Source organism: Paludisphaera rhizosphaerae (assembly GCF_011065895.1).
Taxonomy (GTDB): Bacteria; Planctomycetota; Planctomycetia; order Isosphaerales; family Isosphaeraceae; genus Paludisphaera; species Paludisphaera rhizosphaerae.
Genome location: NZ_JAALCR010000007.1, coordinates 96,909 through 123,510 on the forward strand (window position 1 = coordinate 96,909; position 26,602 = coordinate 123,510).

A 26,602-nucleotide genomic window follows, 5' to 3' on the forward strand; every position below is an offset into this window, starting at 1 on the left:
GCTTCGATTTTGGCTCCGTTCGCTGCGACAACCAGACCCAAAATCGCACCTAACTCCTTTGCACCAAGAACCCTGCATCCGACAACCCGGCCGCTTCGTTCGCGCGATCTTGCGAGACGACTCACTCCGCATCTCGAGAAGCTCGATCAAGGCGGCTCATCCTGCGTCTCCTCGCCGCTCGCCCTCGACCTGGCTCCGAATCGGGTTCGTTCGCCACCGATTCAGAGCCGATTCGACAACCACAACCAAATCCACAATCACGACTTGCGCCGAACCAAGAAGTTGGCTTCGTTTGACGAAAACAGCGAGTCGCAGCACCAATCTTCGCTGTTGAACGATCAGCCTCGGGGGGCATGCCCACGCAAGCGTGGCCATGCGATCGGCGACGGCCGCGCAGCCGACCCGAGTCGGCTTCGTTCGCGCGTTCTTCGGACATCCCTCGCCCAACATCACCAGGAAAAGACAACTCTGGGTGCCATGGCCACGCTTGCGTGGCCATGCGAAGGGCGAAGGTCACGCACTCGCCCTCGGCGGTTCATGGCTACCCAAGCGTGGACCTGACACCCGACTCCAACCCTCAATCCAGAAACGGTTTCCGGCGGGTGCTCGTGGAGTTGGGCGAAAATCGTCGGCTTTCACCCTCGCACGGTGAGCCCGCAATCCAACCGAGATGCCAAAGAGCGCAGGAACGGCGACTCCCTCTACTTCAGAGTTTACGACCAAATCGCATTCGACCGTCCGTCGGACGTCACAGCCGCTTCAACCGCGCCAGTCCGTCGCGGCTTTTGAAGACGGATGTCAGGTATGGCGTCTGGATCGACGCCCCCTGAGTACCCATCAGTGGAACTGCAAGACCGACTCGGTGATGTAGCATTTCCGGCAAAGGAACACGTAGATCATGCCGCCGTCCTTGAGACCCTCGACGCTGCCGAGGTGGTCGAGTTGGCCGTAGAGTTCCATCGGCTCGCCGCATTCCGGGCATTCCGGCGTCTCGTCGCCCTGGATCCAGTCGGGATCGCCGCCGAGCTTGTGCCGATCGCCGGCCTCCTGATGGCCGTAGCTGCCGTCCACGAGAGCCTTGGCCTTGGACGATTCGGGGGCCATCCGCAGCGGAATCTCGGGGATTGGCTCGCGGTCGCTCATCGGCACGTCCTCCATTCCTCGGACCAAACTCGACGGTCTTTCCCCGCCGAATCAAACGTTCGTACGATCAGATTCCGCTTTGTGGACCGGACCGGGCCGCGACTCAAAGGGGAAGGATGCGCACACGACTTCGGGATTCCTCAACGACCACCAACGCCCCGGCCGACAACTCGGCTTCGTAACGCGTCAGAGCCGCAAGAACGATCGCCCCGATATGCTCGGGAAGGACTCGCCGCCCCCGCACCTGGAGAACACTCGGCCCCCCGGCGTGAGTCAGGGCCAGGGCGGTGCCGAAGTCGAGGTCGTGAGTCAGCACGACGCGGCTCTCGGCCAGCGCCCATGCCATGATCGTCGAGTCGTCGGCGCGCGGATCGCCGACCTCCGCCCAATGGACGGCGGGCCAGCCCGCCTGAGTCAGCAGCGGCCCCCACTCGACTCGACCGACAGGTTCATGTCCACGACGATCCGGAGGCTCATCCGACCACCAACTCCTCCTCCCGTTCCTCAAGCCGCCAGGCCGCGTAAGCCAGAGCCTCGTCCAGGTCGGCCGGTTCGAGATAGGGATACGCCCGGAAAATCCGCTCCCGCGACTCACCCGAAGCCAGCAGGCCGACGATCGTCCCGACCGTCACGCGCAGCCCCCGGATGCACGGCTTGCCGCCCATCACCTTAGGATCATGAGTGATTCGTCCCAGATTCACGGCGCCCTCCTCACCGATCCTTGTCCGCTGAAGCGCGCAATCAGTCGTCCCGGCCGCTGATCGGGAGCCGGTAGCCCGCCGCTTCAGCCAGGCCCCGCCCCGGCCCAGAATACCAAGTCGAGTAGGCTGGGTCTCGACCCACCTACCGGAAGCCCCTCCGCGCCGCCGCGCCATGGGCGACCGCTGCGAAAGAAACTCTCTGCAATGCCTGAGATCAAGCTGAAGAGACCATCAATCCAGCCTGCCCCTGTTCCACCCTGGGAACGCCGATCAGGTACGGAATCGGCAGCGGCGATCCGGGGGAAGAGACGACGCCAGACTCCCAGGAATAAGACTCGGGGGCGGCTTCTCGCGCCAGTTCCAGCAGTTCGGCCGGGGTCCGCATCCGGAGCGTCGAGACGACGCCGTCGAAGAGGATGGCGAGCGGCAGGACCGGGACCACGTACGTCCAGAACAGGCGGGACCAGCGGAACGGCCGGACCTTCGGCGTGAGGATCAGCACCCCCAGCGGCACAAGCGCCTGGACGGCGAGCGCGGGCCAGGTCCGACTGGACGGCTCCACGATCGCAATCCCCCGGCGATCGCGGACGGCCGCCGCCAGGAGGTCGTGGGCGTCGTCGTCCCGGAAATGGTGAAAGGCGGTAAAGAGAGTGCGGAAGCCGGACAGGTTCGGCGGGACGGAGGCGGCGTCGACCGGCGACGGCTCGAAGCTCAGGCCAGGCGTCGACGTGGAAAGGGTGGAGAGCGCCTCGACATTCGGATACTTATCGGTCAATCGCACCGACGCGTCCATTCCGGCCGCCCGAAGCGCCGGCAGGAGCGTGGGCCAGGGCCCGCCGCCGCCGGAGCAGAGGTCGGTGATCTGATGAGCGCCGCTCCGCCTCATCGCAGAGGCCAGGATGGGGGCCATCGCGTCGTAGAGCCTCGCCTGGCGGATCGCGGTCACGAGGTAATCGGTGGCGGCGTCGCGGAAGAGCCTGGGCCACCAGGAGAGGTCTTCCAACTCCACGAGATGCAGGCGCTTCAAGCCACGATCTCCGATCAAAGTCCGGGCCGCGCCGGCAGCGATTTGCTTTGGGCTCGAAGGCCGTCGGCGACCTTGGCGATCGAGCCACGCATTCGGATCGAGAGCCGTCTTTCGAGAATGCGACGACTTCCATCAGCCCCAACCTACAGATCCGTGGCATGAGATCACGCGAGATTCTCAGCCCCGCGCCGTTCGTACTCTGGCCAGCCGTACGACCCTTCTTGCTCCTCGACGCCAAGCTCGCAATTCGACGCCTTGGGAAGCGCCGCGAAGATCCCATCCTTGCGGGCCTTGAGCAAAACCCCGCGGAGCATGTCGCCGAGAACAGCGACCAGGGAAGCTGTATCGCCGGAGGACAGTTCGCGAGGCGTGCCGTCTGGGAGGATCAGGGCGAGCGTCCCCCCCGCCTCGACCACCTCATACGTCCTGGCCCATTCGGGCCGCTCCAGGACGGTGTCCTCGATGAACTCGTTCCAGTCGCCATCCGGCTCGGGATCACGGCGGGTGTCGAAGACGAGGCACATCCAACCGCTATCATACAGCCCGAAGCCGACGTCGATCCTCGACACCCGTTTCCCCTCGCCTGGGCCGGGATTGGCCTCTGGATCGAAAGACTTCACGCGGTCAGCAACGAAGGCGTAGACATCGGAGAAATCCTGCCGCAGGTCAAGTCGTTCCATCCTCAGACCGCCTCCACACGCATAATGATAGACCGATCCATCAACGCTGGATCGCAATTCCGCCTCCAGGACGAATTGTGCGCCCGATTCGCCGATTCATGCGATCGGCGTTTGCAGGCCCGCAACGCAGCCGAGATTGGCGACTCGGCCGCGCGGGGCTCTTCAGGGCCGTCACACCTCGGTCACGCTGCCGAGCGTCGTCGTCGACGCTGGCAGGCCAGCACGCCGAGTCCGCCGCAGCCCAGCAGCACGATCGAAGCCGGTTCCGGGACGGCGGCGTCTCCGAGGTTGAGGCTTCCTTCCAGGGCGACGACTTCGGTCGATCCGGGTCCGAACACGGTCACGCGAAACAGTCCGTCGGTGAACTCCGGACCCTTCAAACCGAGCGGCAAGGCGTCGCTCGAAAGCGCCTTCTGGGATCGGTCGAGCAAGGAAAGGATCGTCAGACCGGGGATCGTCGTCGCGCCGTCCAGGCTCGTGGGTTGATCCGCTTCGATCCCATCTCCGTTAACGCCGGGGATCGAGGTCGGTTGGTTGTCAGCCGTCCAAACGGTGAAGGCCGACGTCGCATAGCTCGGCTGGAACGTCAGCGAGCCCACGTGGACCGTAAGCCCCAGCGGGGCCACGAAGGGGGTGTTCGTGAGCCGATTCGCGTAGAGATAACGCCCCATCCCCGGGTCGCTCAAACCGTCGATGGTCGCGGTGTCGTAAACCAGCGTACCCGTAAACGCATCACCGACCCGAACCCCGCCGCCGAAGTTCCCATTGACGTCGTTGACGACCGTAATCGTCCCCGAGAAGTTGAACGTCACCAGTTCGGCAGAAGCCCTCCCGCCAACACCCAGAACCACCGCCGCGAGCACGACGCATCGCCCTGCCATCCAATTCCGCATGACAAAACATCCTGTGTGGCATCCGGAGTCGATTCTTGGAAAGGTATCTCGACCCCACCCCTGCTTGGAGGGACGCCCACAGGGTAGCATCCCCGAGAGGCCCGATCCACACTTTTAACCGCACAAACTGACATACCTGTTTCAACTGAATAAACCATCACAATCTCCCGGCGCTGGAGCTGAGTTTGTCCGTAAGGGACACTGTCATCGCTCCGGAGAATCCCGGAGGTCGCTCGCAGCCCGCTACTCCGGCCGGAAACGGCCACCGATGAACCGGATGGACACCGATCGAGAGGAGGTCCTCATCGATCTTCGCTCTCCTTCTCTCGATGGCTCCCACCGGAGTCCATCCCGGCCCATCGGCGGCCTGCATCTGCTCTTCCCACTCAGCGGACAACCACGTGTCGCGTCGTGCGGACAAACTTGATGTCGCGTGACAGGTGGTAGACCCGGATAGAATCGACCGGTGATCGCGTCGCATGAGCCATCGCCGAGTCAGGAATTGATCCATGAAGCCGTCCCTCCGTCTCATCGCCGTCCCCTTGGTTCTCGCCCTCGCCTGGCTCGGTCTGCCCGTCAGGGTCGCCCAGGCGCAGGAGGCTGCTGACGCCGTCCGGGTGCTGAGTTTCAATCTCTGGCACGGCGGCGATGCGGGGAAGCAGCCGCTCGACCGGACGATCGAGGTCATCAAGCAGTCGCAGGCCGACGTCGTGGGATTACAGGAAACGGGCGGGATCGCTCCCAGGGACGAACCGCGTCCCGATCGAGCGGCCGAGATCGCGAGGCGGCTGGGATGGCACTACTTCGACCAGGGGGGCCGGACGGGGATCATCAGTCGGTTCGAGATCGTCGCCCCCACGCCGAAGAAGTGGGGCGTGAAGTTGGCGCTTCCCTCGGGGCGGCGGATTTACGCCTTCAACGTCCACCTGGCGCACAGCCCGTACCAGCCCTACCAGTTGCTGAAGATCCCCTACGGCGACGCCCCGTTCGTCACCACCGAGGCCGAAGCGGTCCAGTCGGCCCGTGACTCGCGAGGCAGCCAGGTGGCGGAGATGCTGGCCGAGGTGAAGGCCGTCGCCGCCGAGAAGCTCCCCGTCGTGCTGACCGGCGACTTCAACGAGCCGTCCCACCGAGACTGGACGGAGGCCGCCGCCAGGGCCGAACTCTGCCCCCTGAAGGTGGAATGGCCGTCGACCGGGGCCGTCGAGAATGCGGGGTTCGTCGACGCCTACCGGAGCGTCCATCCCGATCCGGTGGCATCGCGCGGCCTGACGTGGACGCCGACGACCAAGCCCGGGGATCCCAAGGACAAACACGATCGCATCGACTTCGTCTTCGTGGGCGGTCTTGAGCGTCCAGGAGCGGCCGTGAAGGCCGTCCGGATCATCGGCGAGTCGCCAGAGTCCGCCGACGTCGTCGTCAGCCCCTACCCCTCCGACCACCGGGCGGTCGTCGCGGAGTTACAGCTTTTCGGCGACCGCTGATCCAGGACTTCACGAATCAGGGTTCAGAGCGTGTAGTCCGTGTACTCCGCCTGGCAGGCCGTGCCGAACGCCACGCGGAGGGTGCGTTCCTGGGGCAGGCACTGGACGCAGGCGGAGGTGATCCAGTAGTCGCTGTGCATGCAGATGGTGGCGTCGGAGGGCTCGCCGCCGTCGTGGTCGGACATGATGCGTTTCAGGTCGTCCGACGAGAGGCCGGCCGCGTTCTGGAGGAGTTCGTCGAACCGGCACATCCGGCGCAGCGACGAATCGAGCACCCGACGCCCGCGGAGCGGTCGGGGGGCCCTGGCGTTGTAGACGCCCTCGACGGGAACTTCCACGGCCGCGGTGGCGGGGCAGACGTAGTTGTTGGCGTGGAAGACGAAGTCGTCGCCGTCGTTCGGCCGGCGGACCTCCGCCCGGGTGTTCGACAGTTCCAGCGACGCAACGTCCCCCGTCGCGTCGGCCAGCATCAGCAGGCCGCTCCCCCAGCGCGAGTTCCGCGAGAGTTTGTCGACGGCCTCGGACACGGTCGCGGCCTCGGCCAGGGTCTCGCTGATCCGCATCGAGATGGTCGGCCCCGCCCGCCCCGGGTCGAGCGTCGCGAGCGTCTGAGAGTAGTCGTAGGTGATCGCCAGCCCTTTCTCGTTCACCCCGTCGATCGCGCCGGCGAGCGGGGCGACGGTGAACTCGATCGAGCGCAGTCCGTGGGCGGGCCGGCTTTCGCGGATGAAGAAGAACGGCTGAACGGGGGGCAGGTAGTCGAAGTTGTGGGCGATGATCGGCCGACCCGTCGCCGAAGCCGCGCCTCGAATCGCCAGCGCCGAGCAGCCGCCGGGCGGCGGCACGTCGACGGCCCCGTCCACGCTCCCCAGCAGCCCCTCCACCGCCTGCAAGAGCCAGACGCCGTCCACCGGCGCGTCAGCCCCCGACGCGATCCCGAGCGTCCGCTGATAGTTCCCCGGAGAGCCCGCCGCCACCGCCGGTGACGACACCCGCCCCGCCCTCGTCCGGGCAATCCGCCGAAACGCCCCGAACGGCAGCCACCACGGCCGTTTCAGGCAGAACGCCTCGATCTTCCGAAGATCCTCGTAAGCCCGATGGATCTCCTTGCCCAACGCCGTCCCCTGGGCGCGACCCATGTCGTATGCATCCCCCTGACATACGAGAGCGCGGGAAGGCGTCTGTATTTGAGGCACGGATGTCCTCGGTGTGGAGGGCGAGATGGGAAGTTCTCGAAGTCAGGCCACTGGGTCATCCCATGATAGCACGCCCGTCCCGAGTAAGGTCAGGAGATCCTCGGCCCGCCCGGCCGTCCTCCCCAGACGCCCTGCTTGAACTCCCGGACCGACGAGCCGAGCTGCTCGATCAGCCCGAGGACGAAACCGACGAGTCGCCTCCAATGCCTGCGCATGCCGTCGCCTCCTGACTTGGATTCGAGTCCCGAAGCCGGCGAGCCAGTCGATCAGGCCTCCCCGTCGACCTCCGCCTTCGGTCATTAAGCAGCCAGGCCCGTCAGGAATTTGGCGACGCAATACAAACCCGCGACACCAATGAGGAGGAAGCCGATGTTGCGGAACTTTCGCGTCCTGGCGACGTCCTCTTCGGGACTGGTCGACTTGTAGAACGCTTGCGGCTGCAGCGCCATGAAAAGGCCGATCACCAGAGGGATCGCAATATCGACCATGCCCGCCACGACAACCTCCCGATGATCGGTCTTGCAAGCTGAGCTCATCGTCAGCCGAGGCCCAGATCGTACACGAGGTGGGCCTCCGGGACGATCTGCTCCTCCGGGATGGCGAACTCGCGATGCACGATCAACTTGAGCCTCTCCCAGACCTCGGCCGGGTCGACCGCTTCGCCTCGCTCTTGAAGGAGTTTGACGACGAACCCGTGGATGTCGCCGAGGCGGACGAGCGTCCGAGCCACGTGGTTCGGGATGGAGACGTCGAATTCCTCTTCGATGGTCATCACAAGTTCAACGATATCCAGGCCCATCGCTTTCACCACCTCGCGGGGGAGATTCAACGGAGACTCGCCGAGCGCATCTGATCTGACCGATCAACTCGTCGTTCGTCTTGATGGACTGCCTCGCCTTTCGATTCAAGTTGAATCGACTCGACCATCGATGACAAGGTGACGACCTGCGTCTCGGCCGCCTTGAGATCGTCGGACGTCCGTCTTGTGCGGCCTCACGGCTTGGGAAACAATGCGGATATAAGGCGTTGCGGCGTCGTTGCCTGCGTTTCGCGCGGCGGTCGGTCGGCGTATCGAGGGGCTCTGAGACATGGAATCGAACATCGCCCAGCCCGCGTCGGCGGCCTCGTCCGAGGACGCGATCCTGGCGGCCGTCCTGGTCAAGAACGGCGTTTTGACCCAGGACGAGATCGAGGAGGCCCGCCGGTTCGCCGAGGAGCACCGCCGCGATTTCAAGCAGGCGATCCTGGAGAAGAACCTCATCTCCCCCGAGCGGCTCAACCAGCTCGCCTTCGAACGCCTGCGCGCCCTCGCCGACGCCCCCGCGCCCACTCCCGACGCCGCCACGACGACGCCCGCGCCGGCCCCGTCGGATTCCAAGGCCGTCATCGTCCTGACCGACCGCAACCAGGTCCAGCGCGACGTTCGCAAGGACCTGCAGGCCCTCTCCCAGACGGCCTCCGTCCCCGAGCTGGTCGGCCAGATCCTCGAACGGGCCATCGACTGCCGCGCCACCGACATCCACTTCGACCCGATCGACAACGGCCAGCGGATCCGATACCGGATCGACGGCCAGCTCCAGGACATCGTCTTCCTCGAATCGACCGTCGCCGCCGCGGCGCTCAGCCGGATCAAGGTCATGTCCAACCTGAACATCGTGGAGCGCCGGCACTCGCAGGACGGCCGCATCACGATCATGTACAACAACAAGCCGCGCGACCTTCGCGTGGCCACCTTCCCGACGATCTACGGCGAGAAGATCGTTATCCGAATCCACGAGGTCCTCACCGACGTCGTCGGCTTCCACCACCTGGGGATGTCCAAGGGCCAGGCCGAGGTCATGGACCGGCTCATCACCCAGCCCTACGGCGCCATCTTCGTCGCCGGGCCGGTCGGGGCCGGCAAGACTTCCACCCTGTACAACTCGCTGGAGCGCATCAACTCGCCGCTGCGCAACCTGATGACGATCGAGGACCCGATCGAGCATCGCATGCCGGGCGTGAACCAGACCCAGGTCGGCGGCGGCCCCGGCGAGATGAGCTTCAGCGAAGGCCTCCGCGCCCTGCTCCGCCAGGACCCGGACATCGTCATGATCGGCGAGATCCGCGACGAGGAGACCGCCCGCATCGGCATCCGCGCCGCCCTGACCGGCGTGCTCGTCTTCAGCACCCTGCACGGCTCAGACGCCCCCAGCACCATCAGCAACCTCTACAACTTCGGCATCCCCGGCTATCAGCTCTCCAGCAGCCTCCTCGCTATCGTCTCACAGCGCCTCGTCCGCAAAATCTGCCCCAACTGCCGAACTTGCTACACCCCCGACGAGAAGCTGCTGCTCTCCCTGGAATTGGACCCGGATGAGCACCAGGGGGTCCAGTTCCACCGCGGAACCGGCTGCCCGGCCTGCTTTCAAACGGGCTACATCGGCCGGACCGGCGTTTTCGAAATCATGGTTGTCAGCGAGGAGTTGCGCGATCTGATCTTCCAGCAGATCCCCCGCGACGTCCTCCGGCGCGTGGCCATCGACCTGGGAATGCGAACGTTGAAGCAGTCCGCGGTCGATAAGATTCTTGAGGGCGTCACCACGGTGGAGGAGGTCTACCGCGTGGTGTCGTTCTGACTCGATCGATCCGGGCGTACCGACAGGAGGTCGGCAGTGCACGCGCATCGTCTCCGCAATCGTCTCTCGGCGGCGGCCCTGGTCGCGGCCTCGGCCCTGGCTGCGCCCCAGCTCGCGAAGGCCGACGACAACCCGGGCCTCTTCGGCCGGCTCTTCCGGATGGGCAGCAACAACGGGTCGAACGCGGCGAAGGCCAGGCCCAACGGCTCGCTCCCCTACGGCGGCGACAAGCCCGCCGCGGCCGGCCGCAACGCCAACCACGATCACGACCATGACGCGGGAGGCGACCAGTTCATCCCCCCCGCGACGGCTTCGCGAGGCCCCGCGACCCCCGCGCCGGCTGCAACCGCCGCCGGCCCGCTCTCCGGCCCCGGCCCATCGACCCCCGAGGTCGCCGACACGGGCTCGGCCCCCCCGATCACGCCCCGTTCCCGCGTCAGCAGCGCGGCGACCGAGGCCGACCCGCTGCTGACCCGCATGGCCCTGGGCCGCTCCAACGACGGCGCCCAGTTCGGCATGTTCCTCCAGATCTTCGCCGACGGCACCGTGATCGACTCCGAGGGCGTCCACCGGCTCTCGCCGACCGACATCCGGCCGCTCGCCGAGCTGGTGGGGTCGGGCGAGCTCTCGCGCAACCGGGGCCACTGCGGGGCTCCGTCGGGCGACTACATCGAGGAGGTCCACGTCGTCGTTTTCGAGCGCCGGCTGGGCCGCCTGACGGCTCAGCCGTTCTCGTACTCGGGCAATCCCCAGGGCTGCGACGCCTCCGTTCGGCAGCTCCACGCCCTGATCGAGAGCCTGCAAGCCCGCCTCAGCGGCCAGCCCGCCGCCGCGACGGTCGCCGCTTCGCCGACCGGCCCCGCGCCCTCCTCGCCCCCGCTGAACCTTACCCCGACGCCGACTGCGACGACGGCCGCCCCGATCGTCTCGGCCCCGGCCCCGATCGTCTCGGCCCCGGCCGCCATGCCGCCGCAAGCCGCGTCGGCCTTCGGGGGAGGCCCGGTGCGGACGGCCCGGCCGTCGACGGGCCGCGTTCTGCCCCCCCTTGACGGCGCGACCGGCCCGGTTATCCCCCTGACCCCGGTCGACCCGCACTGAGGTTGGCCCACTCAATCGTGATAGCCGCCATGCCCACGCGAGCGTGGGCATGCGATCGGCGTCGATCGTGCAGCCACTTTCCCACACCGGTCCATGGCCACGCGTGCGTGGCCATGGTACCCGAGGATCACTCTTCCAAAGACGGCATCGCAGCTCGTCGAGCCCGCCGCGATCTGGCAATCCACCCGTCCGTCGCATACAATGGATAATGATTCTTGATCGGCAGCGGCTGCGAACGTCTCTCGCAAGCTCGCGGCCTGGGTGGAAGGATGCGGCCGTGGCGAAGACTCAGACCGACGACCTGGCTCCCCTTGAGGTGCCGGAATCTCCCGAGGACAAGTTCCGGGAATTTCTGGAAATCCGCGGTGAGAAGCTGACCGATCCCCGGCGCAAACTGGTCCGTCACATCTTCAGCAGCCACAAGCACTTCGACGCCGACGAGCTGGTCCGCGACCTGCACGACGCCGGCCACGCCATCAGCCGATCGACCGTCTATCGGACCCTCCGCCTGCTCGTCGAGGCCGGACTTCTGCGCGAGCTGCGGCTCACGAACCGCTCGGCCTACGAGCACGACTACGGCTACCCGGCCCACGACCACCTGCACTGCACCGTCTGCAACCGAGTGGTCGAGTTCCGCAACGAGGAACTCCTCAAGCTCCGCGCCGAGGTCAGCCGCGCCCACGGCTTCCGCGCCACCGGCCACCGCTTCCTCATCGAAGGCGTCTGCTCCAGTTGCGACCGCTCCCACAGCCCCCGACGACGGCTGGACCTGATCTGACCGAAGGCGGCCGGCCGCGATCCCAAAGGCGGCGAACCGATGCCGCCGCCCGGGGTACGCATCGTTCCGGATCAACTCCTCGACCCGGTCCGCAACGCCCTGCCCCCGGGGGTCGCACAGGCGATCGCCGCCGACCAAGGCGTGAAGGCGTTTCGACGAACGAGCCGCTTCAGGTCGTGCCCCGGCCTACACGAGTCCTGGAAGTCGGGGCACCCCGACTTTAATCCAGCGACGGTTTCCACATATGGGTCGACACTGCGCCTGAAGGGCTGACGATTAAGGATCGCTTAACCACGAACCCTTTCGCCGCCCGGCTCGTACTACGACCGAAATCAGCGCCGTTCTCCGTCGTCGCCCGCGACGCTCGGATCGATGCGGCCGAGGTCGAAGTCGAAAGCGTCGACGACGCACCTCCGCCCGTAGGAGTCCGGCAGGCTGATTTGCGGCCTGGCCTTGCGCCGGCGGCGGCTTTCCCGCGCTCGATCTCGCCTCGGCCGTCGGGACGCAGGCCCTCTCGCACATAATTCACAGATCTTTTCATGAAGACAAGATCATTTGTTTCACTTCGACTCGCATTCGAGCGCACGACTGGTTAGATTGGCATTCGAAGGTTGAATCCAGGGCCCGCCGGGGCGGGCCGTTCGATGGAAAGGATCAGAGAATGGACGTCATCTACCGGTACGACCCATACGCCGATCCCAAGCCGAGGCCGGCGGCGGACGCCAAGGGCGCGATCAGGACGCTCCGCGAGGGGAACGATCGCTTCCGCAGCTACATCGACCTCATCCAGCATGGGATCGAGGAAGGTCGGAACGGGAACGCGCAGTCGGTCGTGGTCGAGGCGGAGCCGGTCCGGATGCGGATTGCGCGCGCCGTCGGCGGCCAGCCGCACACGCCCTACGCCCTGGTCCTGGGCTGCTCCGACGCCCGCGCCCCGATCGAGCACATCTTCGACCAGTCCTCCAACGACCTCTTCGTGATCCGGGTCGCGGGGAACGTTCTGGGGACGGAGTGCCTGGGGAGCATCGACTACGCCGTCCGCAACCTGGGCTCGTCGCTGTCGGTCATCCTCGTGCTCGGCCATACGACGTGCGGCGCGGTCTCGGCGGCCGTCGACCTGTACCTCGCCCCTCACGACTACCCGGCGCTGGGGCTCACCCACGCGCTCCGGTCGATCGTCGACCGCGTGCAGATCGCCGTGCGAGGGGCCGACAAGGCGATCTCTCGGGTGTGCGGAAGCGCCGCCAGGAACCACCCCGGCTATCGGGACGCCCTGATCGAGGCTTCCATCTACCTCAACGCCGCGCTCACCGCGTTCGACGTCCATCGCGAGGTCAAGCTGTTCGACGACGAGTCCCGAATCCGGATCGTCTTCAGCGTCTTCGACCTGTCCGACCTGGGGGTCCGCGCGCTTCCCGGCAGTCGCGACGAAGCCGCCACCTTCGGCGAGGTGACCGGGAAGCCGGCCGACCTCGAAAACCTGGGCGACGAGATCGCCAAGGCGGTCGTGGCCAAGGGGATGCTCGGCCCCGAGACTCAATCCGCCTTGAAGGTGTAAACCGAAACCACTTCGGGCCGGACGACCTTTTCGCCGGCCTGGAAGCCGGGCCGAATCCGCGCGGCGATCGTCTTGGCCAGGCCCGGGTCGGGGGTCGAGACGGTCGTCACCGCGCGTTGGCGGCGGGGGTCGAACACGTCTCCTTCGGCACGGAAGGGCTCGACGCCCTGGCGGAACATCACATCCTCCAGGGCGGTCTGGATCGACTCCAGCGTGCCCCGGAAATCGTGGGCCTCGGGCGCGAGCGCCGCCGCCATCTTGCCGACGTCGTCGTGAAGCTGGATCAAATCGACGAAGATCGGCCGCTGCATCTTCATCAACAGGTCCTGCTTGTACTCCTGAAGCTCCGCATGGAGCCGATCGACGATCCGCTCGCGGTTGGCCTCGGCGCGGACCTCGCGGTCGAACTGGCCCTGGAGCCCCGCCAGCTTCTTCCCCAGGTCCTCGCCCAGCTTCGCGACCGCCTCGCGGATCTCGCCCGCGAACGCGGCCAACGGCGGAGCCTCGGGCTCGACGGGGGGCCCGGGAGTGGGCTCAGGCTCGGGCTGGACGACGCCCTCGGGTTCGGGCTCGAAGCTCTCGGGTTCGATCTGAGAGACGACCGGCGCGGCGTCGAGCGTCAGTTCGACGGCCTCGTCCTCGGCGATGGGAGGTTCGGAGCCGGTCTCGGCCGGGGCCTCGGGGACGGGTGCAATCTCGTCGCGATCCTCGACGTCGGGCGACACGGGCGGGCTCCTTCAGGAACGAGCAGCGACGCGAGGCGAGATAGATATTGAGCCGTAGCAGAAGTCCCCTCTCCCGCCGGGAGAGGGGACCATTCACGCCGGCTGTTGATTGCGTCACCCTCATCCGGCGGTTCAACCACCCGGACTCGAGGCGACGACGGCTATCGAGACAGATCGTCTCAGCCGCCGGAAAGCGCGCCCGCGATCAGACGCCGGCGGCGGCCTTAAGAGCCTTCAGAGCCGGCTCGTAGTCGGGCTCCTGGGCGATCTCGGGGACGATCTCGACGTAGGTGATCTTGTTCGAGGCGTCGACGACGAAGACGGCGCGGGCCAGCAGCGGGACGGGGAGGCCCTGGATGAGGACGCCGTAGTGCTCGCCGAAGCTGTGGTCGTGGGCGTCGGAGAGGTTCTTGATGTTCTCGATGGCGGCCTCGGTGCAGAACCGGGCCTGGGCGAACGGCAGGTCGGTGCTCACCGTGTAAGCGGCCACCTTGTCGCCCAGCTCCTGAAGCACCTCGGCGAAGTGCTTCGTCTGCTTGTTGCAGACCGGGGTGTCCAGCGAGGGGACCACGTTGAACAGCCGGGGCTTGCCGGCGGTCTCGGCCAGCGAAACGAACGCCAGCCCCGCGCCGACGGCCTTGAAGTCGGGGGCCGCGTCGCCGGCCTTAAGCTTCGGGCCGACCAGCTCGATCGGGTTCCCCTTGAACGTCACCTCGCCCTTGCGCGTCTCGGCCATGGCTGGATTCTCGCACTTTCTCGATAATGAGGTCGACTCTCAGGAAGCCGACAAGCTCTGGTCGACCTTTAAGGTAGCCTTCCGCGGCGCGCCCCCGCAAGCCGCGGCCGGCCGCGAAGGATCCCGAGCCGCATAAACACGGAGGCGACCGATGAACGAGAATGTCGGCCGATGCCTGGAGGAGATCTTCTCGAGCGACCGCACGATCCAGGGAGACGCCTATCAGTCCCTCATGAAGGAAACCGAGAGCCCGGTCGACTGGGCCTACGAGGCATGGGACGACCTGCTCAAGGGCCTGTCCCACAAGGACAACCACGTCCGTTCGATCGCCTCGCAACTGCTCTGCAACCTGGCCGTCAGCGACCCCGAGGCCCGGATCCGCGACGCCTTCGATCCCCTGCTCGCCGTCACGAAGGACGAACGCTTCGTCACCGCGCGGCACTGTCTCCTCTCGCTCTGGAAGATCGGCCTGGCCGGCGAGGACCGCCGGGAAATGGTCGTCGCCGGCCTCGCCCACCGCTTCGCCGAGGCCGCGGAGGAGAAGAACGGCACCCTGATCCGCTTCGACATCTCCCAGGGGCTCCGCAAACTTTACGACCATTCCCGAGACGAGACGATCCGCGAGCAGGCCCTCGCACTCATCGAATCCGAACCCGACCTGAAGTACCGCAAGAAGTACGCGGGCGTCTGGAAGAAGTAGCCGCGTCGCGGGCGGGCTGGAGTCCGGGAAGATCACTTGGCTAAGATGAATTCGTTCATCTTCTGCGAAGCCGAGCCCGCACCCGAGAGTCGCCCTCCATGTCCGCGTCCGCCAGCCGGGATCCGTATCAGTTCGACGTCGTGGTGGTGGGCGCCGGGCACGCCGGGGTCGAAGCGGCGCTGGCCGCCGCGCGGCTGGGACGGCGCACGGCCCTCTTGACCATGAACGTCGACGCCGTTGGGCAGATGAGCTGCAACCCGGCCATCGGCGGCGTCGCCAAGGGGCAGATCGTCCGCGAGGTCGACGCCCTCGGCGGCGCGATGGGGGTTCTCACCGACGCCTCGGCCATCCAGTTCCGGCTCCTCAACCGCGGCAAGGGGCCGGCCATGCACAGCCCCCGCGCCCAGTGCGACAAGAAGGCCTATCAGGCTCTCGCCAAACTGACCGTCGAGAACCAGCCCAACCTCACGCTCCGCCAGGAGATGATCGAGGCCGTCGAGGTCGAAGGGGGCCGCGTCGCCGGCGTCCGCTGCCGAGGGGACGTCCTCTATAAGGCGCGTTCGGTCGTTCTGACCACCGGCACCTTCCTTCAGGCCCTGATGCACACCGGCGAGGTTCGCACTCCGGGAGGTCGCGGCGGCGACGCCTCGGCCGAGGGGCTATCCGGCAGTCTCCGCGGCCTCGGCTTCGAGCTGCGCCGGTTCAAGACGGGGACGCCGCCGCGGCTCAACGGTCGGACGATCGACTTCGACCGCCTGGACCCGCAACCGGGCGACGCCGAACCCGTCGCCTTCTCGTTCCTCACCGACCGGATCGAACAGGTCCAGGTCCCCTGCCACATCACGGCCACGTCGCAGGCCGTCCACGAGATCATCCGCGCCAACCTGCACCGCGCGCCGATGTACTCGGGACGGATCCAGTCGACCGGCCCGCGATACTGCCCGTCGATCGAGGACAAGGTGGTGCGGTTCGCCGACCGCGAGTCGCACCAGATCTTCCTGGAACCCGAGGGCCGCAACACCCGCGAATACTACTGCAACGGCATCTCCACCAGCCTCCCCCGCGACGTCCAGGAGGAGATCATCCCCCTGATCCCCGGCCTGGAACACGCCGAGATCATGCGCTACGGGTACGCCGTCGAGTACGACTTCGCCCCCCCCGAACAGCTTAGCCCAACCCTGGAAACCAAGGCCGTCCCCGGCCTCTTCTTCGCCGGCCAGCTCAACGGCACGACCGGCTACGAGGAAGCCGCCGCTCAGGGACTTGTCGCCGGGGCCAACGCGGCGCTCTCGGCGGCCGACGCCGAGCCGTTCACGCTCGACCGATCGACGTCGTACATCGGCGTCCTGATCGACGATCTGGTGACCCGCGGGGTCGATGAGCCCTACCGGATGTTCACCAGCCGCGCCGAGTATCGGCTGCTCCTCCGCCACGACAACGCCGACCTCCGCCTCACCGAGCGGGGTCGGGCCGTCGGACTGGTCGACGACGCCCGCTGGGCTCGCTTCGAAACCCGCCGCGACGCCATCGCCGGCCTCCGCGAACGGCTGACGACCACCCGCAAGGGGGGCGTCGCCCTATTCCAGACGCTCCGCCGCCACGACACGACCTGGGCCGACCTCGCGGCCCTGGACCCGGACCTCGCCTCGGCCGGGATCCCGGCCGACGTCGTCGCCCAGGTGACCATCGAGGCGAAATACGAGGGCTACGTCGGCCGCCAGGTCGAGCAGATCGAGCGGTTCCGCCGCCTGGAAGACAAGGCGATCCCCGCCGACTTCGACTACGCCGCGATTCCCCAGCTTCGCGCCGAGGCCCGCGAAAAGCTCGCAAGGGTCCGCCCCCGCTCACTCGGCCAGGCGGGCCGAATCAGCGGGATCAGCCCGGCCGACCTCGCCACCCTGCTCGTCCATCTCCGCCGCCGCCCCGCGTCCACCGCCGACGGGTCGGCCCGCTGAAATTGCCCCGAGCCCGGAAACTCCTCTCCCCCGTCTATCGCCGTAAATCATCGCCGTAGCCTCCCATCCCCCGCCGCGTCCGACAACCGAGATTGACAGAATCGCGCATTCGGTATTTGCTGTGCAGGACGTCTCCCCTTACCAGTCCTTCCAGAACGAAGTCCTGGAAAGCTGGGGAGATGGTTCCTTGCAGTCTTCAGGAAGAGGCTGACGCCGATGGCGAGACCGCACCAATGTGGTCATCCGATCAGCGACAGTCCGTGCCGTCGGCCTTCGCGGGTCCACGGCGCGTCGTCCAGGTTGGCTCTCGTCAACACGAGCCCTCTCCTCAGCCTCCCCTGATTGACAAAGACTCACGACTTTTTACAATTGGTCGAATTGGCAATTTCGGTAATTTTTATAGTCTTCGCAGGTTTTAACGCTTAGGCTTTTCACGGAGGTCAAAAGCCTCGGCGTGGGAGTCGGCAGGATCGCGATCGAGATCGTGACAGGGACGTGTCGCAGGGAGGCCGAACGGGGCGGTATCGGGTTCGCAGGAAGGTCGCCGGAGGGGCGGCAGTGCGAGCTTGAAAACGACCCCGAGGGATCATCGGGACTCAACCAACCATGAAGACCGTTTACACGACGGGCGAGGCTGCGAAGATCTGCAAGGTCAGTCAGCAGACCATCATCCGCTGTTTCGACTCGGGCCAATTGAAGGGGTTCCGGGTACCCGGCTCGCGATTCCGGCGGATTCCGCGGGAGGCGCTGTACCGGTTTATGAAGGACAACGGGATCCCCACCGACGCTCTGGAGAGCGGGCGGCGGCGGATCCTGATCGTCGACGACGATCAGGCGGTGGTGGACCTGATCGCCGAAGTGCTGACGGCCGACGGCCGGTTCGAGCACAAGGCGGTGAACAACGGGTTCGGGGCGGGGATGCTCGCCAAGGAATACCACCCGGACCTCATCATCCTCGACGTCATGTTGCCGGACATCAACGGCCAGGCCGTCTGCGAGCTGATCCGCCGGGATCCCAGCATCTCGGACATCAAGATCATCTGCATCTCGGGCATGGTTGAGGAAGACAAGATCGCCGAGCTGAAGACCTCCGGCGCGGACGATTTCCTCCACAAGCCGCTCGATATCGATGAACTGATCGCCAAGATCTGCCGACTGTTAGATATGGAGACCAGCCCTAACGCCTGAGTGCGAAGCGCCCGACGCGCCGCCCGATCCGGGGGGCCGACGGGCGGAAGGGGGTCGGGAAGGAGCCCGATCGTCGTGCGGTTCCAGTCGGGACGAACAACACCGGGAGAGCCGCTGCTCGGCCGCCTGTACGGGCTGGCGCGGCTGCCGGTCCGTCCTCATTCCGCGCGCGTCGTCGCCGCGGTCTTCGCCGACGCGGTCGAAGCCGAGGACGACGAGTCGGGCCCGGTCGTCCCCCGGACGCTCCCCGACCTCGACCCGGGCTGGCTCGCCGCCGAGGCGACGCCCGGTTCCCCAGGCGCGCTCCAGGTTCTGGCGAACGCCCCCTGGTGGCCTTCAGCGACAGCCTCGGGCCCCGCGGCCGAGGCGATCCAGAAGCTCTGGCGTCACGCCGTCGCGACGGCCTCGGCGTGTCGGTCGCTAGCGAAAGAACACGACGACCGCGATCCCGACGGTCTGATCCGCGCGGGGATGCTGCACGGCCTGGGTCGCTGGGCCCTGGCGGCCGTCGATCCTGAACGCCTGGCCCTCTGGCTGGCCGAACCCGATCGCGAAGCCCGCCGCCGCCGCGAGATCGCCGAGTTGGGCCTCGACCTCCGCGAAGTCGGCCGATGCCTGGCGGAGCGCTGGGGCTGCGACCCCTTGATCGTCGACGCCGCATGGCTTTACGGCGAGGACGACGCCGACCTGCTGGCCGCTGCCCGCGAGCCAGCCCGGTTAGCCCTCGTCCGCGAGGCCATCCGCCGCGCCGAGGCCACCCCCTGGGCGCTGGACCCGCCCGACGGCCGCACGCCGGCCATGCCGGCCGACCCCCGCCTGAGGATCCTCGTGGCCGAAGTCCAGGCTCGCACCGGGGCTCCGTTTACGGCCGCCGACGCCTCTCCCTTCGAGGAGCGGGCCGTCCGCGACGCCGCCCGGCTCCGAATCCGGCTCGCCGAGATGACGCGCACCGCCGCCAGCCGGCAGCGGCTCATCGACGCTGTCGCCGACTCCGTCCCCGACGAAACCCCGGAGAACTGGGCCGTCCGCGCCGGCCGAGCCTGGTGCGGCGAACCCGAGGTCAACGCCGCCCGCGTCGTTTGGCGCGAGCCCCGCATGGGCGCGGCGGCTCCAGGTCTCGACGACGAGCCCGAGTCCGAGAACCCGTCGCGCCGGGGTGCCTCCTGGACGATCCCCCTGGAATCGGCGGGCGAATCCATCGGCGAAATCCAGCTCTGGCTCGACGCCGACGTGCAGGCTCTCCACGACCGACTTGGCCCCACGCGAGTGATCGAAGCCTGGAAGTCGTGGTCGGCCCATGTCGCCGGCCGGGCCTTGCAAGATCGTCGCCTGCGCGCCGCGGTGGAGGGCTCTCGCGAGGCTTCGCGATCGGCCCGGGCTCGGCTTCAGACCGCCAAGCTTGACGCCCTCGCCGAATTCGCCGCCGGCGCGGGACATGAGTTGAACAACCCGCTGGCCGTCATCGTCGGCCGGGCCCAACTCCTTCAGGCCAAGGCCGAGGACCCGGAGACGAAGCGGTCGCTGGGAATCATCCTCAGCCAGGCGCAGCGGACGCACCGGATCCTCCGCGACCTCATGTTCATCGCCCGTCCTGGCACCTCCCGCCCCCGGCTCTGTCGACCGGCCGACGTCCTGCGCGCCTGCCTGGCCGACTTCCAGGCCGAGTGCGAATCCCGCGGCCTCCGTCTGGTCGGCGAATTCGACGAGCCCGAGCAACAGGCGTGGACCGACCCTGACGGCCTGCGACACGTCGCCGACGTCCTGATCCGCAACGCACTCCAGGCCTCCTCCGGCAACGGCGGCGGGACGATCCGCCTCCGCGCGGGGCGGCAGGGCCGCGAGCTTCGCATCCAGGTGGCCGACACCGGCAAGGGGATCGCCCCGACCGAAGCCCCCCACCTCTTCGACCCCTTCTTCTGCGGTCGGCAGGCCGGCCGCGGGCTGGGCCTGGGCCTCGCCCGGGCCGCCCGGATCGTCGAGCGCGCCGGCGGCTCTCTGACATGGGACCCCGCCCCCGGCCAGGGCTCGATCTTCCACGTCCGCATCCCCTGGGAACGCCCCCCCGAAGAGCCCGCCGCACGCGGAGCTTGATCGACCGCCCGAGATCGTCAAAACAGACGACTCGCGACCTGCGGAGGTCGTAATCGCTCAGGGGACCTGGATGGAGGCTCCCGCCTCCGAATCCAGCGCGCCGTCAACTCCACGACGGCGCCGTCGGCCCCCCGCCAGTCGCTCGATTTCAAACGCCGGTGCCAGGTCGTCGCCTGGTCTTGACACGCGCCGACGAGCCGGCGGATCGACCGGCGAACACTCATATGCATGCGCGATGGTCGAGAACCGCGTCGTAGACTCCCTCGTTTTAGGGATATCGCCAAGACCGACCTCTTCCCCACACTTTACAATCAAATTTGTGTCACTTTCGAACTTTTTTCCAGTTTACTGGGCTAACTCGTCTCCTTTCTCGCATTGTCTTGCGAACGATGAATTCGCCGACGAGTTCCCCCCTCGATCGACGTCGAGGGAGTCGCGCTCACGTGATGGGGCTGAAACGTCAGGAGGCCCGATCGATGAACGTGGAACACGACCAACCGACCCTTTTCCACCGAGTCCACGCCCGCCACGGTTCCATCCTGCTCGTCGCGCTCGCTCTGGCCGGGACCGCCTCGGCGGGCCTCGCACTGACCTGGCGGGCCGCAAAGGCAGAGCGACGAGCCCTCGACGCGCTTGAGAGCGAAGTCGCCCAGCGCCGGTTCGCCCAGGAGCAACTGGCCGTCGCCCTTGAGGAACTCGACGAACTGTACGCCGACCTGGGAGAATGGTGGTTGGCGAACGCCGACGGGTTGACCAGTCTTCAGCGTCAATGCCTGACAAAAGCCCTGCCTCGCTACGAACGGTTCGCGGAGGCTCAGGGCGACGCCCCCGACGTCCGCCGCGCCACGGCGACGGCCATTCACCGGGTCGGCCAGATCCGCATGGCGCTCGGCCGCCCCGGCGACGCCGAAGGACCCTTCGAGCAGGCCGTGGCGATTCGACGACAGCTTGCCGACTTTCCCCCCCACCACCCCGCCGACCGCCTCGCCCTGGCTGAAAGCCTTCGGGCGCGCGGAGCCGTTCTGAGCACCCTGCGGCTCAAAACCGCGGCGGAACAGCTCGATCGCGAGGCCGCCGATCTGGCCGACTCCCTCGTCGCAGAAAATCCCGGCGAGCCGCTCTACCTCGGCGTGCTGATCGAATGCCTGAACGATCTGAGCCAGCGGCAGGAAGACCTGGCGCGAAACGATGAGGCCGAAACGACCCACCAGCGAGCGCTCAGCCTCGCAAGATCCCTCGCGGCCTCGAATCCGACCGCCCCCAGACATCGAGAGCTGCTGGCCCGGCTTCTCAGCCGCGAGGGAGCCCGCGCCGGTGTGCGGGGCGAGTGTGACGACGCGGAAGCCGCTCTGCGTCAGACGATAGGCATCCTGAAGGATCTTCAGATCGACGCCCCGAGCCGCATCGACTACCGCGCCAGGCACGCGGCGGCTCTGGGCGACCTCGCCGTCGCCCTGAGCAAGGCAAAGCGGCCTCGCGACGCCGACCCCGTGTTGCGCCGATCGGTCGCGATGCACGACGAACTGGCCGAGGAGCATCCCGACGTCCTTCTCTACCGCCGACGTTCCGCCGCAGCCTGGCACAACCTGGGCGTGCTGCATGACCGACTCGGCCGGGCAGCCGACGCGGAAGCGGCCTGGCGCCATTCCATCAAGCTGTACGAGGACTTGCTTCGCGATTTTCCTGACGATCAAGAATCTCGCGCCGACCTCGCCGCCACCGCCGCCCTGCTGGCCTCGAAGCTCGATAGCGTCGATCAATCCGCGAAAGCCCTGGAATACCGTGTGATGCAGGCGGACGCGGCTCGATCGCTCGTCGACCTGGCTCCTGAGAACGTCAACCGTCGCCTGGCGCTGGCGAACGCCTGGATCGACATCGGGGGGAGCTTGATGGGCGTCGGCCGCACAGACGAGGCTCTGGGCTACCTCCGGAATGGCCTGGCGGCCTATGAACCTGTGAGCGGCCAGCGCTCGCTGAACATGCAGGGCCTTTCGTATCTGGCCTGCGGGCTAACCAACCTGTCTCAATGCCTCAAGCTCCACCGCGACGGGCTTGAGGAAGCTGAGTCCGCACTACGGCGTGCGGCCGACTTCCACAGACGCCTGGCGAACCAGCGTCCCGACGACCTCGACTTCCAGCGGGCCCTCGGCGAGGATCTGGTCCGCCTCGGAGAGCTGCGAAGACTCCAAGGGAAGTCCGCGGAGGCCGTCGATTTGTGCGAGCGGGCCCTGGCCTTTCAGCGATCCAACCTTGCCGACAACCCGTCCGACCTGGCCGTGCGCCAGGCCTTTCGGGAAGCGCACTACGAGCTGGCCAAGGCCAAGCGGGCTCTTGGCGACCGGGCGGGAGCCTCGGAAACCGCTGAGTCGCTCATTCGCGACATGCCCGACGACCCCCAGGCCCTGGCGATGGCCGTCGGGTTCCTCGAAAATCGAGCCGTCGCCAAGGCCGCCGTCGACAAGGCGGCGGATCTCGGAGCCCGCAATGCGAGTATCCAGAACTTGCTGGCGTACGTCCTGGCCACGACGTCCCATCCGGGCCTCCGGGATCCGTCTCGGGCCGTGGAACTGGCTCGTAGGGCGACGGGATTCTCGCCTCTGAACGGCGCGTACGAGTCGACACTCGGTCTGGCCCTGTTCCGCTCCGGTCAGTACGACGAGGCTGTCGTCAGGCTCGAACGTGCAGAATGTCTTCCCGGCCGTCTGGAAGGCCTCGACGCCCTGGCCCTTACTCTGGCACACACACAGAAAGGCGACCTGTCGACCGCCCGCAGGCACTACGAGCACGCCATGAAATGGGCCGAAATCCACTCGCTCATCGATCAGGAAGTCTTCGAAGACCTCCGCGCGGAGGCTGAGGCGGCTCTCAACGACGAGACGTCGTAGCCGCCGCTCGGTCAGACCAGCTTCCGGGGAGTAGCCTCGGGACGAGATTCGGGCTGATCCTTTCGTGCACTGAATCCATCCTTGAGCCGGTCCGCGTACGGAATCAGCCACATCAACAGCCGAATCCGGCCCAGAAGGTTCGACAGCAGGAACGTCGCCCAGAGTCCAAGCAGAGCGACGCCGATGGAAAGATAGGCGAGCAAGCCCGGCCAGAAATAATAGCCGGCAAGCGCGCCGACCAGCACCGCGCCCAGGGCCGCCGCGTTCGCGAGGTGAAGCGCTTTCAAGATCAAGGGGCCGAGCGACGCGGGCATGAGTCGGATCCTCGTTCGAATCACGAAGTCGCGACGCCGGTCGAGTACGAATCGATCGACTCGCTAACCGAGCGGATTCTCGGGGATCCCTTCATGCAACCCTCGCGCCTGCGCAAACGCCGACGAGGGCGGCGGGATCGCGCCGCCCCCGATCGCGGGTTGGTTCAGGCGATGGCCTTGTGCGCGACCATGTTGTCGGCCAGGGCGTGGCAGTCCGGGCAGAGGAACGTGACGTTCAGCGGCTCCTCATAGTCCCAATGGTGACGCTGGAGACGCTGGCGACGACGGCACCAGGAGCAACAACGGGGGCGTTCGATCAAGCCCAGCGACTCGGCCAGAGCCGCCGCGTAGCGCGCCGAGCGGGTGCGAATCCGTCGGGGCTTGATTGAGTCGAGGCAGATGTCCAGATGACGGCCGAGACGAGCGAACAGGTCGTGCTGACGCTTGCGCCGGATCTTTTTCATCGTCGCAACCCGTATGTTGGAGTCGGTGGCCACCTCAGATCGAACGCTGGAAGAAAGGAGCGCGATCGCGAGCCGACTGCGGGCTGCTAGTGACGTCCATGAACGGCCATCCTGAGGTCGGCCCGTTCTCGTCACCGCAAGTATAGAGCAAAATGGATACCCAGTTCGCCCTACTACCCCTTGATACGAACATGTTCGCAGCCAGGTTCTTCCAATTATTCCAATTACGCCGATTCGCCGCCCGTTTGGACGTTGCGTGGGCGCCTCGCGGTTCCTGGCGGAGGGGCGTTGGGCGGGCGGAGCGGATCGACGGTCCTGGACACGGAGCGGGCACTTCTGCATACTCTGGACGCAGCCCCGGAGGCCGGGGTTCGCGTAGGGAGGGGGTGCAGGACGATGGGATCGGATCACGTGGAGAAGCCAACCGGCCCGGAAAGGCCGGCGACGGACCGTCGCGGGTTTCTAGGAGCGGTGTGGGGCGGAGCGCTGGCGGCGGGCGGACTCAACCGCACAACCGACGCCTCCACCCTCGCCGACGAGTCACCGGCCGGCCCGGACCGGCGCATGATCGTGCGCACCGAGCGGCCCCTGAACCTGGAATCCCCCTCTCCGGCCCTCGACTCGTTCCTGACCCCCAACGCCGAGTTTTTCGTCCGCAGCCACCACGGAGCGCCGGCCGTCGGCCTGCGGCCCTGGGAGGTGGTCGTCGAGGGACTGGTCGAAAAGCCCCTGACACTCAGCCTCGAAGACCTGGCGGGGTTGAAGACGATCACGGTTCCGGCCGTCCTCCAGTGCGCGGGCAACGGCCGCGCCCTGTTCCGCCCCCGAATGCCGGGGCAAGCCTGGGAGCGCGGAGCGGTCGGCCACGCGGAATGGTCGGGGGTCCGACTGGCGGACCTGCTGGAGAAGGCCGGCGTCAAATCGGACGCGGCCCACGTTCATATGGTCGGGGGCGACGTCCCGCCCAACCCCAAATCGCCCGCCTTCGTCCGCAGCCTTCCGCTCGACCGCGCCCGGGCCGAGGACGTGATCCTCGCCCTGACCATGAACGGCGAGCCGCTCCCCATCCTGCACGGCGGCCCCGCGAGAGTGGTCGTCCCCGGCTGGGGCGGGAACTGCTGGTCCAAGTGGATCCGCAAGCTCGTCGTCTCGGCCGAGGAGGCCCAGTCCTTTTATATGAAGGCCGGCTACCGCATCCCCCGCACGCCGGTCCCGCCGGGGACCAACCCGCCTCCCAGCGATTTGATCCCCGTCCAGTGGATGAACGTCAAATCGCTCATTACCTCGCCGGACATCGGCGGGAAGGTCGGCCGGGGGCCGGTGGAAGTCCGCGGCGTCGCCTGGACGGGCGAGGGCCACGTCGTGAAGGTGGAGGTCGCCACCGTCCAGGACCCGACCTGGCGCGAGGCCGAATTGCTCGACGCCCCCCGCCAGGGAAGCTGGCGGCGGTTCAAGCTCGTCTGGACGCCCCCCGCCGCCGGCTCGTTCACCCTCCAGGCCCGCGCCACCGACTCCCAAGGGGAGGTCCAACCAGAGACGCCCCCCTGGAACAAGTCCGGCTACCTGTGGAACGGCTACGACCGCGTGTCGTGCACCGTCGAGTGAGGATTGACTGATGCGTATTTCCTGGGTCGTCCTGATCCTCGCGGCCGTCACGGCGGGGAGCTTCGTCGTCGGCTATCTAACTCAGCGGAACCGCGCCGCGGCCATCGCCCAGATGCGGGCGAAGATCGCCGAGGAGGAGGTCCGAGTCGCTCAGGAGGCCGCCGCCAAGGCGGCTGCGGCGCCGCAGCCGAAACTGCCGAGCGCGGCCGACGACGCCGACGATGAGGAGGCCGCCTACCAAAACGCGATGGCGCGGCGAGCCCTCACCGACAACTGCCTGATCTGCCACGAAGAGGGCATGTTCACCGGCCAACGCCTGACCGCCGCCCAGTGGAAGGCCGAGGTCGACAAGATGATCTCGTGGGGCGCGATGATGCCCGACGCCGACCGTAGCAACGTCGAGACCTACCTCTCGAAGCACTTCGGCGAGAAATCCCCTCTCCAGACTCCCGGTCGAGTCGCCCTGGCCGGCCTCCCCACGCGGGAGATCCCCGGCGACCCGAAGGAGGGGATCGAAGGCGCCGACCTGGCCAAGGGGGCGCAGCTCTTCCTGGTCGTCTGCGCGAGTTGCCATGGCCCGACCGCCCTGGGGACCGACCTCGGCCCCGCCCTGGCGGATCGCGCCGTGCTCACCCACGCCGGCGACTACCATAAGCAGGTCCGCGACGGCCTCCGCAAGATGCCCGCCATGAATTCCATGCTCAGCGCCGACCAGCAGCGCGACATCCTGGCCTGGCTTCGCACCCGAGACGCCGCCAAGCCCTGA

General features: G+C 67.1%; 26 protein-coding genes. 12 read left to right on the forward strand and 14 right to left on the reverse strand.

Annotated elements, in window-relative coordinates; genetic code table 11:
• Window positions 1-837: 837 nt before the first annotated feature.
• The 6 genes from G5C50_RS10810 to G5C50_RS10835 form a co-directional block, all read right to left on the reverse strand.
• On the reverse strand, window positions 838-1,143 hold the full coding sequence (locus G5C50_RS10810) for a YwqG family protein (protein ID WP_206107642.1): 306 nt from the start codon (window positions 1,141-1,143) through the stop codon (window positions 838-840).
• A gap of 103 nt (window positions 1,144-1,246) precedes the next feature.
• A complete protein-coding gene (locus G5C50_RS10815; protein ID WP_206107643.1) occupies window positions 1,247-1,651 on the reverse strand; it encodes a DUF5615 family PIN-like protein in 405 nt (134 codons plus the stop codon).
• Window positions 1,617-1,844 carry a DUF433 domain-containing protein gene (locus G5C50_RS32250; RefSeq protein WP_206107644.1) on the reverse strand — a complete coding sequence of 76 codons (228 nt, stop codon included), beginning with the start codon at window positions 1,842-1,844 and terminating at the stop codon, window positions 1,617-1,619. Before G5C50_RS32250 ends, G5C50_RS10815 begins: the two co-directional genes overlap by 35 nt.
• Window positions 1,845-2,058: 214 nt before the next feature.
• On the reverse strand, window positions 2,059-2,871 hold the full coding sequence (locus tag G5C50_RS10825; RefSeq protein ID WP_165068869.1) for a class I SAM-dependent methyltransferase: 813 nt from the start codon (window positions 2,869-2,871) through the stop codon (window positions 2,059-2,061).
• Between the two features lie 164 nt (window positions 2,872-3,035).
• Entirely contained in the window at window positions 3,036-3,551 is a 516-nt protein-coding gene (locus tag G5C50_RS10830) for a hypothetical protein (protein ID WP_165068872.1), read from the reverse strand.
• A 182-nt stretch (window positions 3,552-3,733) separates the two neighbouring features.
• A complete protein-coding gene (locus G5C50_RS10835) occupies window positions 3,734-4,444 on the reverse strand; it encodes a PEP-CTERM sorting domain-containing protein (RefSeq protein WP_165068874.1) in 711 nt (236 codons plus the stop codon).
• A 509-nt stretch (window positions 4,445-4,953) separates the two neighbouring features.
• Between G5C50_RS10835 and G5C50_RS10840 the strand changes: the two genes are divergently transcribed.
• Window positions 4,954-5,928, forward strand: coding sequence for an endonuclease/exonuclease/phosphatase family protein (locus G5C50_RS10840; RefSeq protein WP_165068877.1), 975 nt, complete (start codon window positions 4,954-4,956; stop codon window positions 5,926-5,928).
• 23 nt (window positions 5,929-5,951) lie between these two features.
• On the opposite strand, the gene G5C50_RS10845 is transcribed toward G5C50_RS10840, so the two are convergent.
• The 4 genes from G5C50_RS10845 to G5C50_RS10855 all read right to left on the reverse strand — a co-directional run bounded on the left by G5C50_RS10845 (window position 5,952) and on the right by G5C50_RS10855 (window position 7,953).
• The gene (locus G5C50_RS10845; protein WP_255487491.1) at window positions 5,952-7,124 is read right to left on the reverse strand and encodes a C45 family autoproteolytic acyltransferase/hydolase; all 1,173 of its coding nucleotides are present in this window, start codon (window positions 7,122-7,124) and stop codon (window positions 5,952-5,954) included.
• Window positions 7,125-7,213: 89 nt separating this feature from the next.
• Window positions 7,214-7,339, reverse strand: coding sequence for a hypothetical protein (locus G5C50_RS32930; protein ID WP_255487492.1), 126 nt, complete (start codon window positions 7,337-7,339; stop codon window positions 7,214-7,216).
• An 84-nt stretch (window positions 7,340-7,423) separates the two neighbouring features.
• A complete protein-coding gene (locus tag G5C50_RS10850) occupies window positions 7,424-7,621 on the reverse strand; it encodes a hypothetical protein (RefSeq protein ID WP_165068883.1) in 198 nt (65 codons plus the stop codon).
• Window positions 7,622-7,662: 41 nt separating this feature from the next.
• Complete coding sequence (locus G5C50_RS10855; RefSeq protein WP_165068886.1) at window positions 7,663-7,953, reverse strand: acyl carrier protein; 291 nt, start codon at window positions 7,951-7,953, stop codon at window positions 7,663-7,665.
• 259 nt (window positions 7,954-8,212) lie between these two features.
• On the opposite strand from G5C50_RS10855, the gene G5C50_RS10860 reads away from it, so the two are divergent.
• The 4 genes from G5C50_RS10860 to G5C50_RS10875 all read left to right on the forward strand — a co-directional run bounded on the left by G5C50_RS10860 (window position 8,213) and on the right by G5C50_RS10875 (window position 13,173).
• Window positions 8,213-9,739, forward strand: coding sequence for a GspE/PulE family protein (locus G5C50_RS10860; protein WP_165068889.1), 1,527 nt, complete (start codon window positions 8,213-8,215; stop codon window positions 9,737-9,739).
• Window positions 9,740-9,775: 36 nt separating this feature from the next.
• Entirely contained in the window at window positions 9,776-10,837 is a 1,062-nt protein-coding gene (locus tag G5C50_RS10865; RefSeq protein ID WP_165068892.1) for a hypothetical protein, read from the forward strand.
• A 277-nt stretch (window positions 10,838-11,114) separates the two neighbouring features.
• The gene (locus G5C50_RS10870; protein WP_240907052.1) at window positions 11,115-11,615 is read left to right on the forward strand and encodes a Fur family transcriptional regulator; all 501 of its coding nucleotides are present in this window, start codon (window positions 11,115-11,117) and stop codon (window positions 11,613-11,615) included.
• A 661-nt stretch (window positions 11,616-12,276) separates the two neighbouring features.
• On the forward strand, window positions 12,277-13,173 hold the full coding sequence (locus G5C50_RS10875) for a carbonic anhydrase (RefSeq protein WP_165068897.1): 897 nt from the start codon (window positions 12,277-12,279) through the stop codon (window positions 13,171-13,173).
• Here G5C50_RS10875 and G5C50_RS10880 read toward each other — a convergent pair.
• Both G5C50_RS10880 and tpx read right to left on the reverse strand, forming a co-directional pair.
• Window positions 13,152-13,898 carry a nucleotide exchange factor GrpE gene (locus G5C50_RS10880; protein WP_240907053.1) on the reverse strand — a complete coding sequence of 249 codons (747 nt, stop codon included), beginning with the start codon at window positions 13,896-13,898 and terminating at the stop codon, window positions 13,152-13,154. The two genes, G5C50_RS10875 and G5C50_RS10880, sit on opposite strands and share 22 nt — an antisense overlap.
• 205 nt (window positions 13,899-14,103) lie before the next feature.
• Window positions 14,104-14,634, reverse strand: a complete 531-nt coding sequence (tpx, locus tag G5C50_RS10885) for a thiol peroxidase (RefSeq protein ID WP_165068900.1) — start codon at window positions 14,632-14,634, stop codon at window positions 14,104-14,106.
• Window positions 14,635-14,785: 151 nt separating this feature from the next.
• Between tpx and G5C50_RS10890 the strand changes: the two genes are divergently transcribed.
• The 5 genes from G5C50_RS10890 (at window position 14,786) to G5C50_RS10910 (ending at window position 23,453) form a co-directional block, all read left to right on the forward strand.
• Window positions 14,786-15,334 (forward strand): hypothetical protein, encoded by a 549-nt coding sequence (locus tag G5C50_RS10890; RefSeq protein WP_165068902.1) that lies wholly within the window; start codon window positions 14,786-14,788, stop codon window positions 15,332-15,334.
• Window positions 15,335-15,432: 98 nt separating this feature from the next.
• Window positions 15,433-17,289 carry a tRNA uridine-5-carboxymethylaminomethyl(34) synthesis enzyme MnmG gene (mnmG, locus tag G5C50_RS10895; protein WP_165068905.1) on the forward strand — a complete coding sequence of 619 codons (1,857 nt, stop codon included), beginning with the start codon at window positions 15,433-15,435 and terminating at the stop codon, window positions 17,287-17,289.
• Between the two features lie 606 nt (window positions 17,290-17,895).
• Complete coding sequence (locus G5C50_RS10900) at window positions 17,896-18,477, forward strand: response regulator (RefSeq protein WP_165068908.1); 582 nt, start codon at window positions 17,896-17,898, stop codon at window positions 18,475-18,477.
• Window positions 18,478-18,552: 75 nt separating this feature from the next.
• The gene (locus G5C50_RS10905; RefSeq protein ID WP_165068910.1) at window positions 18,553-20,568 is read left to right on the forward strand and encodes an ATP-binding protein; all 2,016 of its coding nucleotides are present in this window, start codon (window positions 18,553-18,555) and stop codon (window positions 20,566-20,568) included.
• A gap of 476 nt (window positions 20,569-21,044) precedes the next feature.
• Window positions 21,045-23,453: a tetratricopeptide repeat protein gene (locus G5C50_RS10910; protein WP_165068913.1), complete on the forward strand. Its 2,409-nt coding sequence runs from the start codon at window positions 21,045-21,047 to the stop codon at window positions 23,451-23,453.
• A gap of 11 nt (window positions 23,454-23,464) precedes the next feature.
• Here the strand turns inward: G5C50_RS10910 and G5C50_RS10915 are convergent, their stop codons facing one another.
• Together G5C50_RS10915 and G5C50_RS10920 are read right to left on the reverse strand one after the other, a co-directional pair.
• On the reverse strand, window positions 23,465-23,767 hold the full coding sequence (locus G5C50_RS10915; RefSeq protein WP_165068916.1) for a hypothetical protein: 303 nt from the start codon (window positions 23,765-23,767) through the stop codon (window positions 23,465-23,467).
• Between the two features lie 164 nt (window positions 23,768-23,931).
• Window positions 23,932-24,231: a hypothetical protein gene (locus tag G5C50_RS10920; RefSeq protein WP_165068918.1), complete on the reverse strand. Its 300-nt coding sequence runs from the start codon at window positions 24,229-24,231 to the stop codon at window positions 23,932-23,934.
• 396 nt (window positions 24,232-24,627) lie between these two features.
• Between G5C50_RS10920 and G5C50_RS10925 the strand changes: the two genes are divergently transcribed.
• Window positions 24,628-25,836 (forward strand): sulfite oxidase, encoded by a 1,209-nt coding sequence (locus G5C50_RS10925; protein ID WP_206107645.1) that lies wholly within the window; start codon window positions 24,628-24,630, stop codon window positions 25,834-25,836.
• 10 nt (window positions 25,837-25,846) lie between these two features.
• Window positions 25,847-26,602, forward strand: coding sequence for a c-type cytochrome (locus G5C50_RS10930; protein ID WP_165068923.1), 756 nt, complete (start codon window positions 25,847-25,849; stop codon window positions 26,600-26,602).

Bases quoted from the DNA above. Each gene is read 5' to 3' on its own strand.
- mnmG (WP_165068905.1), top strand. From the start codon at position 15,433: ATGTCCGCGTCCGCCAGCCGGGATCCGTATCAGTTCGACGTCGTGGTG.
- G5C50_RS10890 (WP_165068902.1), top strand. From the start codon at position 14,786: ATGAACGAGAATGTCGGCCGATGCCTGGAGGAGATCTTCTCGAGCGAC.
- G5C50_RS10910 (WP_165068913.1), top strand. From the start codon at position 21,045: ATGAACGTGGAACACGACCAACCGACCCTTTTCCACCGAGTCCACGCC.
- G5C50_RS10925 (WP_206107645.1), top strand. From the start codon at position 24,628: ATGGGATCGGATCACGTGGAGAAGCCAACCGGCCCGGAAAGGCCGGCG.
- G5C50_RS10830 (WP_165068872.1), bottom strand. From the start codon at position 3,551: ATGGAACGACTTGACCTGCGGCAGGATTTCTCCGATGTCTACGCCTTC.
- tpx (WP_165068900.1), bottom strand. From the start codon at position 14,634: ATGGCCGAGACGCGCAAGGGCGAGGTGACGTTCAAGGGGAACCCGATC.
- G5C50_RS10860 (WP_165068889.1), top strand. From the start codon at position 8,213: ATGGAATCGAACATCGCCCAGCCCGCGTCGGCGGCCTCGTCCGAGGAC.
- G5C50_RS10835 (WP_165068874.1), bottom strand. From the start codon at position 4,444: ATGCGGAATTGGATGGCAGGGCGATGCGTCGTGCTCGCGGCGGTGGTT.
- G5C50_RS10920 (WP_165068918.1), bottom strand. From the start codon at position 24,231: ATGAAAAAGATCCGGCGCAAGCGTCAGCACGACCTGTTCGCTCGTCTC.
- G5C50_RS10900 (WP_165068908.1), top strand. From the start codon at position 17,896: ATGAAGACCGTTTACACGACGGGCGAGGCTGCGAAGATCTGCAAGGTC.
- G5C50_RS10810 (WP_206107642.1), bottom strand. From the start codon at position 1,143: ATGAGCGACCGCGAGCCAATCCCCGAGATTCCGCTGCGGATGGCCCCC.
- G5C50_RS10840 (WP_165068877.1), top strand. From the start codon at position 4,954: ATGAAGCCGTCCCTCCGTCTCATCGCCGTCCCCTTGGTTCTCGCCCTC.
- G5C50_RS10915 (WP_165068916.1), bottom strand. From the start codon at position 23,767: ATGCCCGCGTCGCTCGGCCCCTTGATCTTGAAAGCGCTTCACCTCGCG.
- G5C50_RS10875 (WP_165068897.1), top strand. From the start codon at position 12,277: ATGGACGTCATCTACCGGTACGACCCATACGCCGATCCCAAGCCGAGG.
- G5C50_RS32930 (WP_255487492.1), bottom strand. From the start codon at position 7,339: ATGCGCAGGCATTGGAGGCGACTCGTCGGTTTCGTCCTCGGGCTGATC.
- G5C50_RS10930 (WP_165068923.1), top strand. From the start codon at position 25,847: ATGCGTATTTCCTGGGTCGTCCTGATCCTCGCGGCCGTCACGGCGGGG.